This is a genomic window from Pantoea sp. ANP04 (genome assembly GCF_041982285.1).
Lineage (GTDB): Bacteria > Pseudomonadota > Gammaproteobacteria > Enterobacterales > Enterobacteriaceae > Pantoea > Pantoea eucalypti.
Genome location: NZ_JAUTYS010000001.1, coordinates 78511 through 94571 on the forward strand (window position 1 = coordinate 78511; position 16061 = coordinate 94571).

14 protein-coding genes are annotated in these 16061 nt (G+C 58.8%); 3 read left to right on the forward strand and 11 right to left on the reverse strand.

Annotation, left to right across the window (positions count from 1 at the left end; translation table 11 throughout):
• Window positions 1-223 precede the first annotated feature (223 nt).
• Window positions 224-1522 (reverse strand): NCS2 family permease, encoded by a 1299-nt coding sequence (locus Q7C21_RS00390; protein ID WP_008926891.1) that lies wholly within the window; start codon window positions 1520-1522, stop codon window positions 224-226.
• A gap of 422 nt (window positions 1523-1944) precedes the next feature.
• On the opposite strand from Q7C21_RS00390, the gene Q7C21_RS00395 reads away from it, so the two are divergent.
• Window positions 1945-2688: a response regulator gene (locus Q7C21_RS00395; protein WP_003852465.1), complete on the forward strand. Its 744-nt coding sequence runs from the start codon at window positions 1945-1947 to the stop codon at window positions 2686-2688.
• 36 nt (window positions 2689-2724) lie between these two features.
• Here the strand turns inward: Q7C21_RS00395 and Q7C21_RS00400 are convergent, their stop codons facing one another.
• A complete protein-coding gene (locus Q7C21_RS00400) occupies window positions 2725-3456 on the reverse strand; it encodes an SDR family oxidoreductase (RefSeq protein ID WP_375150255.1) in 732 nt (243 codons plus the stop codon).
• Window positions 3457-3621: 165 nt separating this feature from the next.
• Between Q7C21_RS00400 and Q7C21_RS00405 the strand changes: the two genes are divergently transcribed.
• Window positions 3622-4494: an AraC family transcriptional regulator gene (locus Q7C21_RS00405; RefSeq protein WP_003852463.1), complete on the forward strand. Its 873-nt coding sequence runs from the start codon at window positions 3622-3624 to the stop codon at window positions 4492-4494.
• A 111-nt stretch (window positions 4495-4605) separates the two neighbouring features.
• Here Q7C21_RS00405 and Q7C21_RS00410 read toward each other — a convergent pair whose 3' ends face one another.
• From Q7C21_RS00410 to Q7C21_RS00425, 4 genes are all read right to left on the reverse strand, one after another.
• Entirely contained in the window at window positions 4606-5289 is a 684-nt protein-coding gene (locus Q7C21_RS00410; protein WP_008926893.1) for a D-lyxose/D-mannose family sugar isomerase, read from the reverse strand.
• A gap of 43 nt (window positions 5290-5332) precedes the next feature.
• Window positions 5333-6271: an ABC transporter substrate-binding protein gene (locus Q7C21_RS00415; RefSeq protein WP_008926894.1), complete on the reverse strand. Its 939-nt coding sequence runs from the start codon at window positions 6269-6271 to the stop codon at window positions 5333-5335.
• 90 nt (window positions 6272-6361) lie between these two features.
• On the reverse strand, window positions 6362-7342 hold the full coding sequence (locus Q7C21_RS00420; RefSeq protein ID WP_008926895.1) for a ribose ABC transporter permease: 981 nt from the start codon (window positions 7340-7342) through the stop codon (window positions 6362-6364).
• 10 nt (window positions 7343-7352) lie between these two features.
• Entirely contained in the window at window positions 7353-8867 is a 1515-nt protein-coding gene (locus tag Q7C21_RS00425) for a sugar ABC transporter ATP-binding protein (RefSeq protein WP_033743533.1), read from the reverse strand.
• Window positions 8868-9014: 147 nt separating this feature from the next.
• Here Q7C21_RS00425 and Q7C21_RS00430 point away from each other — a divergent pair, with 147 nt between their 5' ends.
• A complete protein-coding gene (locus tag Q7C21_RS00430) occupies window positions 9015-11633 on the forward strand; it encodes an ATP-binding protein (RefSeq protein WP_187513469.1) in 2619 nt (872 codons plus the stop codon).
• Here the strand turns inward: Q7C21_RS00430 and phnE (Q7C21_RS00435) are convergent.
• The 5 genes from phnE (Q7C21_RS00435) to phnP form a co-directional block, all read right to left on the reverse strand.
• Window positions 11587-12471: a phosphonate ABC transporter, permease protein PhnE gene (gene phnE, locus Q7C21_RS00435; protein ID WP_140033290.1), complete on the reverse strand. Its 885-nt coding sequence runs from the start codon at window positions 12469-12471 to the stop codon at window positions 11587-11589. The two genes, Q7C21_RS00430 and phnE (Q7C21_RS00435), sit on opposite strands and share 47 nt — an antisense overlap.
• Window positions 12468-13328, reverse strand: coding sequence for a phosphonate ABC transporter, permease protein PhnE (gene phnE / locus Q7C21_RS00440; RefSeq protein WP_375150256.1), 861 nt, complete (start codon window positions 13326-13328; stop codon window positions 12468-12470). Before phnE (Q7C21_RS00440) ends, phnE (Q7C21_RS00435) begins: the two co-directional genes overlap by 4 nt.
• Window positions 13329-13423: 95 nt before the next feature.
• Window positions 13424-14350, reverse strand: a complete 927-nt coding sequence (gene phnD / locus Q7C21_RS00445; protein ID WP_003852454.1) for a phosphonate ABC transporter substrate-binding protein — start codon at window positions 14348-14350, stop codon at window positions 13424-13426.
• Between the two features lie 26 nt (window positions 14351-14376).
• Entirely contained in the window at window positions 14377-15207 is an 831-nt protein-coding gene (gene phnC, locus Q7C21_RS00450) for a phosphonate ABC transporter ATP-binding protein (RefSeq protein WP_003852452.1), read from the reverse strand.
• A gap of 79 nt (window positions 15208-15286) precedes the next feature.
• Window positions 15287-16057: a phosphonate metabolism protein PhnP gene (gene phnP, locus Q7C21_RS00455; RefSeq protein WP_008926900.1), complete on the reverse strand. Its 771-nt coding sequence runs from the start codon at window positions 16055-16057 to the stop codon at window positions 15287-15289.
• Window positions 16058-16061: the final 4 nt, after the last annotated feature.

Here is a 16061-nt window from a genome sequence, read left to right on the forward strand (position 1 = left end):
GGACGGTCCGCAGGCCGCAGGGCGTGACGAAGGCACCCCACAAGGCGGGGCGCGCAGGCTGCCGGACGCCGGGATTGTTAAGGGGCGGGCGTTCGCCCCTTGACGCGTCCGCCTGCACGGGCAACCTGAAACTCCCCACCGCCTGGCGGGCGTAACCTTCTCAGCGTAACCCGCTCAGCGCCAGCCCGCCGCAAGGCGTAACATCCCTGCCGCCAGGCAACAGCTAAGCACTCAGCCATCCCAGCTTAATCACAAACAGAATCGACAGAATCACCAGCGCCGCATTTATCTCTTTCACACGACCGCTCAGCAACTTCACCAGCGTCCAGGTAATGAAACCAAACGCAATGCCGTTAGCAATAGAATAAGTCAGCGGCATGGTCAACGCAGTCACGGTGACTGGCGCAGCGGTAGTAATATCTTTCCAGTCAATATCAGCCAGACCGGATGTCATCAGCACAGCCACAAACAGCAGCGCAGGTGCGGTGGCATAGACCGGCACGCTGGAAGCCAGCGGCGAGAAGAACAGCGCCAGCAGGAACAGCACACCTACTACGATCGCCGTCAGGCCGGTACGGCCTCCAGCACTCACACCCGCCGCCGATTCCACATAACTGGTGGTGGTCGAGGTGCCGAGCAGCGAACCAAACAGTGCAGCGGCACTGTCGGCAATCAGCGCACGGCCCATCTTCGGCACGTTACCCTGCTCATCAGCCAGACCGGCACGTTTGGTCACGCCCAGCAGTGTGCCGGTGTTATCAAACACATCGACAAACAGGAAGGCAAAAATCACGCTGACCAGGCCAACGTTAAATGCCCCGGCAATATCAAGCTGCAAAAAGGTCGGTGCAATCGATGGCGGAGCTGAGAAAACGCCCGCGAACGGCGACAGGCCAATGCCCATGGAGATAAAGGTCACCAGCAGAATGCCGATCAGCACCGCACCGGTTACGCGGCGTGCTTCCAGCACCACGATCACCACAAAGCCCAGCATTGCCAGCAGCGGGCCGGGTTTAGTCAGATCGCCAATACCCACCAGCGTCGCCGGGTTATCAACCACGATGCCTGCCCCTTCCAGCGCAATAATTGCCAGAAACAGCCCGATACCAGCGCCAATCCCGGCACGCAGCGGCAGCGGGATACTGGCAATAATCCACTCACGAATCTTAAACAGTGACATCGCAAAGAAAATCACTGCTGAGAGAAACACCGCACCCAGCGCAATCTGCCACGTGTAGCCCATATGCAGCACCACGGTATAGGTGAAGAAAGCGTTCAGTCCCATACCCGGCGCCAGCGCAATCGGATAGTTGGCAATCAGCCCCATCAGCACACAACCAATCGCCGCCGCCAGACAGGTCGCGACAAATACCGCGCCCTTGTCCATGCCGGTTGCGCCCAGAATGCTCGGGTTCACAAACAGAATATAAGCCATCGCCAGGAAGGTGGTGATCCCGGCGATAATCTCGGTACGAACCGTCGTGTTATGTGCTTTGAGTTTGAATAGTTTTTCTAACATCATCATCTCTCGATACAGGAGACAGGAGTCTCACTTGCCAAAGGGGTTTGCATGCTGATTTATTCTGTTTCCGGGACATTGTCCTGGCCGCTGCATACTTGCTTGCCAGAACCGCCTGAAATCCCTGTGTAACCTGTTGGCCTAAGCAATTGCCATGCCACCTGCCGACGCAATCGATTACCTGGCAGAGCCGGCCACGCCTAAGAAGATTCCGAATCAAAACAGGGCGCGATTATGGTGCAATGCACCGATTCCGCGCAATCGTTTTCCTGCGGCAAATGCGTCACCCTGAAAAACTCTGCGCCAGCGCACGCTTCCGCACTCTCACAGGCGAAGCTGGTCACGTTTCAGCACGCTGCCTCAGCAACCATTTCTGGCCTGTGTAGACTCCAGAATTAACTCCTTCGTAACATTGAGGCCGCGCCATGAAGCCAGCGATTTTGGTGGTGGATGATGATCCTGCTGTCTGCGACGTCCTGCAGGATGCGTTAAGTGAACATCTGTTAACTGTCTACAGCTGTCATCAGGGACGCGAGGCGCTCTCCATGCTCAGCGAACACCCGGAAATTTCGCTGGTGATGCTGGATATGATGTTGCCCGATACCAACGGATTGCTGGTGTTGCAGCAGCTCCAGCGTCAGCGGCCGGACGTGCTGGTGATTATGCTGACGGGCATGGGTTCGGAAGCGGAGATGGTCGTGGGTCTGGAGATGGGCGCAGATGACTATATTGCCAAACCTTTTAATCCACGCGTGGTAGTGGCGCGCGCCCGTGCAGCACTGCGTCGCAGCGGACGCATTGCGCAGGCTCACCCCGAACAGGCGGGCTGGCGTTTTGGCGGCTGGCAACTGGACGATGGCCGCTGCCAGCTGTTTAATCCGCAGCATGAACTGGTGCCGCTGACCCAGGGAGAATACAGCCTGCTGCACGCGCTGGTGCGCCATGCCCGCAAAGTACTGACCCGTGATCAGTTGCTGGAGCTGACCCACAGCGAAAGCCTGGACGTATTTGACCGTACCATCGATGTGCTGATCATGCGACTGCGCCGCAAAATCGAAACTAACCCGCATCAGCCCGACCTGATTCGCACCATTCGCGGGCTGGGCTATGTCTTTTCCGCTGACGTGATGAAACCCGAAGCCGCGCTACGCGCCAGCCAGATCGCCTGAATCACTTTACCCGGCCTGCGTTCCGCTGGCCGGTACTCATCCCTCATAACTTCCGCCATAGGCGCGCGGCACCAGATCGACCTGCGCCTCTCCGCTCTGAATGACGGTGAGAATCGTTTCAGCCACGCGCTGCGGCGTATGCGCAATTGCGGCGCTCTGCTGTGCCTGCGCAATCGCAACGTCCTGCCCCGATTTCACCGACTGGTAAAATTCCGAGACGGTCATGAATGGATAAACAGCATATACCGTTATCCCGGCGTCCGCCAGTTCCAGCCGTGCCACGCCGGAGAGCATATTCAGTCCCGCTTTGGAACTGGTATAGGCCGCCGATCCCGGCCAGGTTGCCAGGGTTGCACCGGAACTGACGTTGATAATGCACCCCTCGCCCTGCGCCCGCATCTGCGGGATCACCGCCTGCATCATCATCAGCGGCGCGATCAGATTCAGGTCGAGCAGCGCTCTGAACTCGCTTGCAGCAATCTCCTCAACCGCCGCGAACAACCCCTGCCCGGCATTGTTGATTAACACATCAATCCGGCCAAAGCGTGCTATCCCCTGCCTGACAGCATCTGCAATCTGCTCTGGCTGCGTCACATCGCAGGCCACAGCCAGTGCTTTGCCTGATTCTCCCACGAGGGCAACCAGGCGGTTTTTGCGTCGTGCCAGTAAAATAACCTGCGCACCCGCCTCCAGCGCCGCACGCGCGGTGGCTTCTCCGATGCCCGACGATGCACCGGTAATCATAATCACGGCGTTCTCAATTCTCATGTCATCCCCTCCAGTAAAATGGTCAGAGAGCGAGAATAATCCTCAGCCGATTGTGCGGCGGCTGTAATCCTGCCTAAAATTTGCCTGTTACTGCTTTTCTCACTCTGCACACGGCAACCGCCGGAGAGGTGTCCCATAAACAGGCTTGATGCGATAAGAGATGAAATGCTGGCATGCACGGCTGATGAACTCACGGCGACGGCGATTCCGCGCGTGGATTTTTACCGCGTCAGTCAGCCGATGCCCCTGCCGCCGGAAATCTATTCGCCTTTCGTCAGCCTGATACTGCAGGGAGAAAAAAGGCTGCAGATGGGCGAACGCTCTCTCCGCTATTCCGCCGGAGAGATGTTCACGGCGTCGTTCGACCTGCCCGCCACAGGCGAAATTACAGAGGCCAGTGAAATCTCACCTTATCTGGCGGTGCGCCTGACACTGGATTTCACTGCTATCAGCGAACTATTGCATCAGATGCCCATGACCGATGCGCCCAAAACAAAGAGTGGCATGTCAGTCAATCGGGTGGATGAGGCGCTGGTGGATGCCTGGCTGCGGATGGTGCGCCTGATAGCAAAGCCTGGCGAGATTAGGGTGATGGCGCCGTTAGTAGAGCGCGAGATTCTTTATCGGCTGTTGCTGAGCCCACAGGGCGGTTTACTGCGTCAGGCAGCAGAGGTGAACGGGTATTTCGCGAAGATCAGAAAGGCGCTGGTCTGGTTGCGTACACACTATGCCGCCGCGCTTCGTATTGAGGATATGGCGGCGATTGCGGGCATGAGTCTCTCAGCCTTTCATCGTGGTTTCCGGGCCAGCACCGGACTTTCCCCGCTGCAGTATCAAAAACATCTCCGGCTTTACGAGGCGCGCAAGACGCTTATGTTACGCCCCGGTAATGTCGCCGCTGTTGCGGCAGATGTGGGCTACGAAAGTCTGACGCAGTTTACCCGTGAATATGCACGCCTGTTCGGTGAGCCCCCCGCCCGCAGTATCAGAAAACTCAGGCTGAATAACGCTGAACACCTCGCGAAATCATTGAGGTGAACACAGCGCACGCTCAGCGCGGCCTGACGCCGTGAGGCCGGCAATGTTGCACTGAGATTTTGCACTGAGATTGATTGAAAAGATTCAGGGAATGAACGCAATAAATGCGGCTCAGAGAAAGGCATGCGCATAGTCATTACACAGCAGCCAGCGCGGCGCTTCATCCTCATCCAGCGGGTTGAAACGGGCCAGCGGTGTCAGAAACACATTGTCGTTCTCGTCATCATTGGGCATCGACACTTCGCCCACCAGCACGTCACCAAAGCCGCTTTCGCCCCAGAAGCTGTGCCAGATCCCCGCCTCCAAAGTCACACTTTCACCCGGTGAAAGCCGCAGCTGTGTTCCGGCCCCATGGGTCTGTCGCATGCCATCCAGCGACACCACCACCGGCGAGTCGGCCAGCCCGTCTCCGTCGCGGTTATGCAGTTCAACAATCAGGTTGCCACCACCGCGATTGATGATGTCCTCCATCTTGCGCGGATGGTAGTGCATAGGTGTCAGTTGCCCTTCACGTACGTGCATAATTTTTTCGGCGTAGGGTTTATGCCAGGGCTGTCCGCCAGGGGAGCCATTACGCAGAGTAAACAGCGTCAATCCGGTCTGAAAAAAATCAGCCGCACCAAAACTGGTGAGATCCCAGCCCAGCCGCAGCGCCAGAATCTCCTGTATCACTTCACGATCCTGCGCGCGCCACTGACGGATGCTGTAATCGGCCCAGGACGGAAGATGCACATCCTGCTGCCGGAAAAATTCGCGGGTATGTTGCAGGTAGTCGTTAACCTCTGAACGTTGCATATTGGCCTCCTGAATGCGGCACCCGAAGGTGCCGCTCTAACGCTTATTTCACCGTCCAGCCCTGATAGCTGCCGATATTATTACGATCAATCAGCTTCACCGGGATCAGCACAGGTTTATCCGGAGCCGGTTTGCCCTGCAGAATGTCATAGCCAATCTCAACCGCTTTGGCAGCCATCACCTGCGGGTCCTGAGCTGGCGTGGCGACAAACAGTGAGTTTTTACGCTTCAATGCCTCTTCCCCGTCCGGCGATCCATCGACGCCCACGATAAAGAACTCGCTGCGCTGCGCCTGTTTCGCCGCTAAATCCGCACCGATAGCCGTCGGATCATTGATGGCAAATACCGCATCAATTTTTGGATTAGCCGAGAGCAGACCGGTCATCACTTCCAGTCCGCCTTCACGACTGCCTTTGGCGTTCTGGTTGGAGGAGAGCAGCTTGATGTCCGGATGGGTTTTCAGCTCGTTCATGCAGCCTTCCACACGGTTCTGCACGGCAGAGACAGGCGGTCCGTTGATGATCACCACATTGCCTTTGTTCTTCAGACGGTCAGAGATATATTTACAGGCCATTGCGCCTGCCTGGGTGTTATCGGAGGTGATGGTCGCATTCGCGCCATCGGCTGCCACGTCAACCGCGACCACTACGATACCGGCGTCACGCGCCCGTTTAACGGCTGGGGCGATCCCTTTTGAGTCGGCGGCGTTGAGGATAATCATGTCGACTTTTGCTGCAATAAAGTTATCAATCTGGCCGACCTGCTGACCAAGATCGTAACCGCTGGAGACCAGCGTGACGTTAACTTTATCGCCCGCCAGCTGACGCGCCTTCATCTCTGCGCCTTTAGTGATCTGCACGAAGAAGGGGTTAGCCAGATCGCCGACCGTTACGCCGATAGATTTGAGTTCTTTTGCCTGAGCCAGGCCGGTGCTGAACAGCGTTGCCGCCAGCAGCCCGGTTACAATCGGATTAAAACGCATAGACCTTCTCCTGCTGTTTTCAAGGTGCCAACCACTTAATGGCGTTTTTTAGGTGGCGGAGGCCAGATAACGCATCCGCCCTTTTAAGCCTCAACTCACATGATGACGGGTACGGTATTTGTCGATCAGGACGGCGATGATGATCACTGCGCCTTTGATCACCAGCTGCCAGAAATAGGAGACACCCATCAGCGTCATGCCGTTATTCAGCGTGGCGATAATCAGTGCGCCAATCAGTGTGCCGGTGATGGTGCCGATACCACCGACAAAGCTGGTGCCGCCGAGAATCACCGCGGCAATCGCATCCAGCTCATAACCGACGCCCAGGTTGCCGTTGGCGCTGTAGAGCCGCGAGGCACTCATCAGCCCGGCCAGCCCCGACAGCAGGCCACTCATGCCGTAGACAAACAGCAGCACGACGCCAACCTTGATGCCCGTCAGGCGTGCAGCCTGGATATTGCCACCGACGGCGTAGATATGGACGCCCAGTGTGGTGCGACGCAGGATGAACCAGCAGATGGCAATCACCGCAAAGGCAATCACAATCAGCCACGGCACCGGCCCGAGATAGCCGTTGCCAATCCATTCAAAGTTAATATCGGAGTTGATCACCGTGGTGCCGTTCGCCAGCAGATACGCCGCTCCGCGCAATGCGGTGTAGGTACCCAGCGTGACAATAAAGGGGGGCAATCCGGCCCAGGCGACCAGGATGCCGTTGAACAGCCCCATCACCAGACCCGCGCCCAGCGCCATCGGAATGGTCAGGGAGGCGAGCATCGGGTCCAGCGACGCCACCAGCGCCACCACCGCCGTGGTGCCCAGCATCGACCCCACCGACAGATCGATACCGCCGGTGAGGATGACGAAAGTCATGCCCGCCGCCAGCACAATGTTGATCGACGCCTGACGGGTAATGTTGAGCAGGTTGGCTTCAGTAAAAAAGTTTGGCGTGACGAAACCAAATACCGCCACGATCAGGATCAGAATCGGCAGGATACCCACCGTTTGCAGCAGATCGCCCATCAGGGCGCGTTTCAGCGTCGGCGCTTTGGTGCGGGCCAGTTGTGTCATGGTGGTCTCCTTAGATTTCGCCTGTTGACGCGCTGTGCGCACCGGTTGCCAGCGTCATAATATTTTCCTGACTGATGTGGCTGCCCTCCAGCTCACCGACGATGGTGCCTTCGTGCATCACGTAAACGCGGTCACTCATCCCGACCACTTCCGGCAGTTCGCTGGAGATCATTAAAATCGCCACGCCCTGCCGCGCCATCTCCTGCATCATGCGGTAGATCTCGCTTTTAGCGCCGACATCGACGCCGCGCGTCGGCTCATCCAGAATCAGGATGCGCGGGCCAATCGCCACCCAGCGCGAGATCAGCAGCTTTTGCTGGTTCCCGCCGGACAGACCGCCCGCCCGGACCTGAGCATGCGGAACACGAATATTGAGTGAGGCGATCGCCTCATTGGCGATGGTCTGCCCTTTGCGTCGGTTGAGCATCCCGTAACTGGCGTCACGTTCCAGCGTCGCCATCACAATATTCTCCTGCGCGGCCATCTCCAGAAACAGTCCCTGCTCTTTGCGGTTCTCGGTGAGGAAGCCGATGCCGCGCGCAATCGCATCACGCGGCGAATGAATGGTGACCTTCTCACCGTCGATCCAGATCTCGCCCTCTTTCGGCTTATGTACGCCGAAGATCAGCTGCGCCAGTTCGCTGCGACCGGCGCCTACCAGCCCGGCCAGCCCGACAATTTCTCCGGCCCGCACTGCCAGACTGCTGGGATGCACTTTGCCGCCATCAGTAAGGTGATTCACCGCCAGCCGGATGTCGCCTAAAGGGATCGCACGGTCTTTGTTAAACAGGTCGCTGAGCGGGCGTCCGACCATCATCCGCACCAGTTCACTGGCGTTAAGCTGGTCACGGGTCAGGCTGCCCACATATTGCCCATCACGCAGCACGCTGACGCGATCAGACAGCTCATACACTTCCGCCATGCGATGGCTGATGTAGATAATCGCCATGCCTTCGCTGCGCAGCCGTTTGATTAGTGCAAACAGCTGTTCGGTTTCGCGGTTAGAGAGCGCGGCGGTCGGCTCATCCATTACCAGAATGCGGCTGTTGCGCTGCAGCGCACGGGCGATCTCCACCTGCTGCTGCTCGGCGATGCTCAGACGACTGACTAAATCCCAGGCGCTGAACTGTGCGCCGAGCCGATCAATGACCCGCTGCGCCTCTTCAGCCATCTGTCGCCGCTTCACCAGCCCGCCAGGCGCAATTTCGCTACCCAGAAAAATGTTCTCTGCCACCGTCAGGTTGGGTGCCAGATTGATCTCCTGATAAATCAGGGTAATCCCGGCAGCCAGCGCCTCTTTCGGCCCTTTCAGTGCCCAGGGCTTACCTTCAATTAAAATTTCCCCGCTGCTGGCGGTATAGGCACCGGCCAGAATCTTCATCAGTGTGCTTTTACCCGCGCCGTTCTCACCCATCAGTGCGTGAACCTCACCGGGCCAGACCGTGAGATCGACACCCTTCAGGGCATAAAAATTGCCGAAGCGTCGGGTAATTCCCCGCATTTCCAGTATTGGTGTGGCTGTCATCGCCTCGCTCCTGCGGACTGTGGATAGCCGCCAGTAAAACAACGCCAGATAAACGGAAAATGTCAGCGGCCGTTCATATTTGTCATAAACGCCTGACATCACGCTCCTATACTCGGCGCATCGTTGCAGTGATTAAGAGGTCGTGGGATGCAGCGCAGTTATCCGTGGCAGGCCGGGGCGCGTGGACGCCTGTTGATGTTCAATCTGCTGGTGGTGTCAGTCACGCTGATGGTAAGCGTGGTGGCGATCATCGGCTTTCGTCATGCCGGGGCAATTCAGGAGCAGGCGCAGGCGCAGACGCTGGCAGATATGAATGGCAGCCTGGCGCTGGCGCGCGATACCGCCAATGTGGCGACGGCGGCCGTGCGGCTGTCGCAGGTGGTCGGGGCACTGGAGTATCAAAGCGAATCGCAGCGCCTGCAGCAGAATCAGCAGGCGTTGCAGCAGTCGCTGAGCCTGCTGGCCAGCGCACCGCTGGCGGCCCGTCAGCCGGAGCGCATCGCGCGGATCCGCGCCCGCAGCCTGATGCTGGAGCAGACGATTAATAGCCTGCTGCTGAATGGCCATCAGCGGCATCTGCAGCGCAACAACATGCTGAGTGATCTGTGGCAGACCCAGATTCTGCTCAGCCATATCAACCAGCTGGTGCAGCGGGAACAGCTCACACTGCCGGATGCCGCACTGCGTGAGCAAACCGAACGGCTGATCACCATCGCCATTCGCACACCCACGCCCATTGCCGTCATTGAACAGCTTCAGCAGGTGATGAATCAGTGGCGCACTGTGCCGCTGACGGGCGTCACGGGCGAGAACGTGCAGCGACTGCTGGCCACTCAGCAGCGCCTGCTGCCGCTGGCGGAGGCGCTGGAACAGAGCGACCTGGCGATCGCCTATGCCACCTACCGGATTAAAGCACTGGTGGCGATGCTGAATGACGATATCAATGCGTCAGTGCAGCAGGTTGCGCTGCAAAGTGAGGCGCGTACCCAGGCCACTCACCACGAACTTGATTCGATCATCGGCTTTATCGCGCTGTTTGTGCTGCTGGCGCTGGCGATTACCGGCTATGCCGGAATCTACATCTACCGCAATCTCGGATCGAGCCTGACAGCGATTGCCGGCGCGATGACGCGTCTGGCGCAGGGCGAACAGAACGTCAGCGTGCCGGGGCTGCAACGGCGTGACGAACTGGGTGAACTGGCGCGGGCCTTTAACGTCTTTGCCCGAAATACCGCCTCGCTGGCCCACACCTCACGGCTGCTGAAAGAGAAGAGTAACCAGCTGGAGTCCACCTTCCTGGCGATGCGCGACGGCTTTGCTCTGTTTGATCACAATGGTCAGCTGGTGGTGTGGAATGCGCAGTATGCCGAACTGCTCGGCCTTGCGCCGCGTGAGGTCCATCGTGGCGTCCACTATCAGCAACTGCTGGCCCCGCTGGCGGTGGATCTGCACGATCCCGGTGAGCAGCAGGAGATCCGGCTGGCCGATGGCCGTACGCTGGAGCTGCGTTTCAGTCCGATTCCGCGGCGCGGCATGGTCAATACCGTGCTGGACCGCACCTCACGTAAAACCCTGGAAGAAGCGCTCCAGCACAGCCAGAAGATGAAGGCGGTCGGTCAGCTGACCGGCGGGCTGGCGCACGACTTTAACAATCTGCTGGCGGTGATTATCGGCAGTCTGGCGCTGACTGAAGGCCAGCTGATGCCCGGCCCCCTCGCCACCCGCATTGAGCGGGCGCGGCAGGCGGCCGATCGCGCCGCCCAGCTGACGCAGCGCCTGCTGGCCTTCTCGCGCAAACAGGCGCTCTATCCGCGCGCAGTGTCGGTGGTGACGCTGGTGGATAACCTGCAGGGCTTGCTTCAGCACTCGCTGCTGCCGGGACAGCAGCTGATTATTGATGCCCAGCGCCCCGGCTGGCCCGCCTGGATCGATGCCAGCCAGCTGGAAAATGCGCTGATGAATCTGGTGGTGAATGCGCGCGATGCCATGCACCAGCAAAACGGCGAAATCCGGCTGCGCATCTGGAATCAGCGTCGACTGGAGGGGGGAGAAAAACGTGACCGCGTCACAATTGAGGTGATCGACCACGGCTGCGGCATGTCCGCCGACGTGCGCGAACAGGTTTTCGAGCCTTTCTTCACCACCAAAGCGACCGGCAGTGGCAGCGGGCTTGGACTGTCCATGGTTTACGGCTTTGTGCGGCAGTCAGGCGGACAGATAGAACTGGAAACTGCGCCGGGCCAGGGCACCACGGTGCGTCTCTTGTTGCCGCGCGCAGCGGAAGCCGCCGTTATCGCCCCGCCACCGCCTGTGCCCGGTGAGGCTGACCTTGCAGCAGATCTTGAAGCGGCCAGTAACCGGCTGGTGCTGGTACTGGATGATGAACCGGCGGTACGGCAGACACTGTGCGAGCATCTGCATCAGCTGGGTTATCTGACGCTGGAATGTGGCGACGGTGAAGAGGCGCTGGCGCTGCTGCGCCAGACACCGGATATCGACCTGCTGATCAGCGACCTGATGCTACCCGGCGAGATTAACGGCGCAGAGGTGATCCGGCAGGCCCATCAGAACTGGCCACAGCTGGCGACATTGCTTATCAGCGGTCAGGATCTGCGTCACCAGCCGGTCACGCTGCCGCTGTGTGAACGGCTGGCGAAACCCTGGCAGCAGGCACAACTGATGCAGGCGCTACAGCGCGCCTGGCAGCGCAGCGAACGGCTTAACCGCGCGCAGCAGGCTGCCACAACGGCACCGGTTTCCCACTGATGTAGCGCTTACGCAGGCGGCTGGAAATCACATCCATGACCATCACCACCACCACCAGGATCAGCGTCAGAAACATCACCACATCCCAGTTCCACAGGCGCATGTTCTCGGCGTAGACCAGACCGACACCACCCGCGCCGACAAAGCCCAGCACCGCTGCCGAGCGGGTATTGGACTCAATCTGGTAAAGGCTCAGCGCCAGAAACTGCGGGAATGACTGGGTAAAGATGCCGAAGCGGTGTTTCTGCAAACTGTTGGCACCCACGGCACTCAGTCCGCGACCTGGCGATCGCTCCACCGCTTCGTGCCCTTCGGCGTAGAGTTTGCCGAGCAGACCGACATCCTGCAGGATAATCGCCAGCACCCCGGCCAGCGGCCCCATGCCGACCGCACGCACGAATATCAGCCCCCAGATCGCCATGTCGATGCCGCGTAACACATCGAACACACGGCGCATCAGAAACGCCAGCGGTTTTGCCGCGCCATCGTGCATGACGTTGCGTGCCGCCAGAAACGAGAGCGGCAGCGCCAGCAGCGAGGCGGTCAGCGTCCCGGCGAACACAATGCCTAAAGTGATCCCGACCTGCGAAAAATAGTAGCCAAACGGCCAGTTCATGAAGTCATGCCAGACAAACATTCGCAGGAAATAGCGTCCAAGTTGCTGGCAGCCCATCAGCAGGCGCGACCATTCCAGGCCAAATACGGAAAAGAAAAAAAGATAGTAGAGCAGCACCGCCAGCGCCATCAGCCCTATGCGGCGCAGATAGCGCGGCTGCGCGGCAAAGAGTTCACGATGCTGCTGCTTCATTAGCGTGACATCAGGTACGTGGCTCATCATGTCCGATCTCCTGTCACACGGCGACGAAGCTGGCCAGATAGCGTATCCAGCAGCGATACCACAATCAGAATCAGCAGCAGCGTGATACTGACCTGATCGTAGCGGTCCAGTTTGATATTGGTCATCAGCTCCTGGCCGATACCGCCTGCGCCAACCAGCCCGAGGATGGTTGAAGAGCGGAAGTTAATTTCCAGTCGCATAAAGCTGTAAGAGAGAAAGACCGGTTTCACCTGGGGCCAGAAGGCGAAGCGCATCCGCTGCAGCTTGCTGGCGCCACAGGCGGCCAGGCCGCGCACCGGCTTGTCGGATGCCGACTCAATCGCCTCATAAAACAGCTTGGTCAGGCTGCCCACGGTGTGCAGCGCCAGCGCCAGAAAGCCGGGGGTCGCCCCGATGCCAAAGGCCATCACAAACATCACCGCCCACGCCAGTTCCGGCATGGTGCGCAGAAAGGCGACAAAGGCACGAATGGTCATCCGCACGCTGACCGGCGTCTGGGTGTTGTCGGCGGCGAAAAAGGCCAGCACCGCGGCCACGGCCACCGCGACCAGCGTCGAAGCCAGCGCCAGCTGCAGCGTTTCCCAGATCAGTGGCAGCTGAATCGGCAGACGGTAGCCCCAGTACGCCAGCGAACCTTCGGTTTTGCCGTCGGCAAACAGCAGCGGCAGATGCAGCACCGGCAGGATTTCATGCAGATAGTCAAAAAAATGCGGCAGCGACTGCCAGACGGTGAGCAGATTAAATTCTGCCACCCTGCCCGCCGCCAGATAGAGTGCCACCAGCAGCAGTGACCAGAGCAGCGTGTCACGTTTCTGCTGGCGTCGGATGCGTTGGTAGTAGTGTTCGAATTCGGTCAAAGGAGGATCTCCGGCGCTAAAGCAGCGGGACGCAGGCGGGGTTGCCGCGTCCCGCTCTCCCCGCCTCGACGGGGAAAGTCAGGGCACCGTCGGCCTTAGCCGCGGCTGCCTTTCATCAGGTCACGCTTCATATCGATGATGTTTTTATAGTCAGCGACCGTCGCCTCACCGATATGCTGTTCACCACCCACGGCTTTTACGAAGCAGGCGTGATCGTCCTTATCCAGTTTTTTAATCGCCGACACCACTTTCGCTTTGAAGTCAGCGGGCAGCTTGTTGCTGACCAGCACCGGGCCGTTAGGGATCAGCGGCGACTGCCAGATGATGCGGATCTGCTTCATCAGGTCCGGATGGTCCATGCGGATCAATCGGCCAAAGGCGCCAGAGGTGTAACCGCTGTTGTAGTCACCGACCAGGGACGTCCAGGTGACTGCGCCATCAAACTGGTTATTCAGCACGCCCAGGATGTCCTGCTCATGACCGCCAGAGAAAGTGACGCTGGAGAAGAAGTTGTTATATTTGTCATCCACCGTGCCGCCGAACATCTTCTTAAACGCCTGGTTTGGCATCAGGAAGCCGGACGTCGAATCGGGATCGGCCATACCGAATGATTTGCCTTTCAGGTCTTCCAGCTTTTTATACGGGCTGTCCGCTTTAACGATGACGACAGAGTGGTAGCCACGTGACTGATCTTTGTCATCGACGACAATACCCACCACATCCACTGCTTTCGGGTCCTGAATGTAGACCGACGCAAACGAAGCCGGTGACATGCTCAGCACCATATCGATCTTGCCGCCCAGCAGGCCCTGAATCACGCCGGAATAGTCAGAGGCGTTGCGCATCTGGGTATCCACACCCAGCTCTTTATCCAAGAAGGTTTTTACACACTGATTATCGCCAATCTGCTGGGTGGCGTTCTGCCCGCCCAGAATCCCCAGATTAAGCTGTTTCGGCGCATCCGCTGCGCTGACACCAAACGCCATGACACTGGTCAGAAGTGCTAAAGAAGTCAGTTTCATTCGGAATTATTCTCTTGCTGTGGACGTTAATGGATTTGGTTAAGTTCATCGCCGTACAGCTGGTGCAACAGGCTGTCGGTGAGTCGGGAAGGATGGCCATCAAACAGCACGACACCGCGCTGAATGCCAATAACCCGGGTGCAGTAGCTTTTGACCAGCTCAATCGAGTGCAGGTTGACCATCACGCTGATGCCCTGCTCGCTGACCTGGCGCAGCACATCCATAATGCGTTTGGTATTTTTAGGGTCGAGTGAGGCCACCGGCTCATCAGCCAGCAGGATTTTGGGGTTCTGCATCAGGGCGCGGCAGATCGCCACGCGCTGCATCTGTCCGCCTGAGAGATTTTCGGCCCGCTGCAGCGCCTGCGGCAGCATGTTCATCCACTGCAGCAGTTCGATGGCGTGCGCCCGGTCCTGGTCAGAAAAGATTTTGAAGAAGGATTTCAGCGTGCTGGTCTGGCTCAGGCGGCCCAGCAGCACGTTGGTCAGCACGTCGAGGCGCGGCACCAGACAGAAATCCTGAAAGATCATGCCGCACTGACTGCGCCATTCGCGCAGCTGGCGGCTGTTAAGCGTGACCACGTTACGATCTGCTTCGCCCTGATGAAGACTGATAATCGCACCGGACGTCGCGTTAATTGTGCCGTTGAGCATGTGCAGCAGTGTCGATTTACCCGCGCCAGAGCGGCCAATCACCGCCACCAGCTCACCGGCGTGCAGGTCGAAACTGACCTGATCCAGCACCTGCGTGTCGCCATAGGCTTTACTCAGTTTCTGCACCGACAACACTTTTTGTCCGCTGAGGCTGGCCGGTGGCAGATCGTTGTCGACCACCGTTTTCAGAAGTGCCTGTGCCATGGTGTTCTCCGTCATCGCTGATTGCGTTCTGCCGGTTATTAAGGCGTGACGCGATGAACACGAGATGACAGCCAGATGATCAAACCGTGACAGGCCAGTGCGCGCCGCACAGCAAAGTCTGGCCGTCACGGGCTGGCAGCACGCCTTCTGGCAACGGGTTTTCGGCTAACCAGTTATCCATCTCATGACTGAGGTGAGTGAGCCAGGTCTGACGCGGCTTGAGCCTCTCTGCTATCGCCAGCGCCTGGGTCAGATCATTGTGATTTCGAGGCTCTGCACGGGGTGGATCGTTGCAGTCAATCACCAGTTGATCCAGCGGCTGGCCGCGCAGGAAGTCGGCGGTGTCGGGCGGCAGTCCGCAGGTATCACACAGCCAGGCGAGCCGGGTGTCATGCCAGTCAAACAGATAACCGTGCGTCAGCTTTGAATGCTGCAGCGGCAGCGGCGTAACCTGCAGCTCGCCAAAGGCATGCGCCACAAAAGGGGTTAAAGCGGGACGGAAATCCAGCAGGCCAGGGTGTTTGTAGAGATCGTCACAGCCACGCGGATCGGGCGGTCCCCAGACCGGAATCGGCGCGCCCACGCCCCAGCGCAGCGCAAACAGGCCCTGCACATGATCCATGTGATAGTGGGTCAGCAGAATGCGGGTCAGCGAGCCGGGCGGAAAGCGTGATGCCAGCAGCGGCAGACCGGCATCCAGCAGGATGCGTTCGTGGCCAGACTCAATCAGCGCACTGCAGGGCGCCCGTGCATGAGTGCTGTTACGCTGCGCCCGCTGACAGGCGTGACAGTCGCAGCCCGGCAGCGGCGCGGCAGTCACACCGCCAGTGCCAAGAAAAGTGAGTTTCATGGAT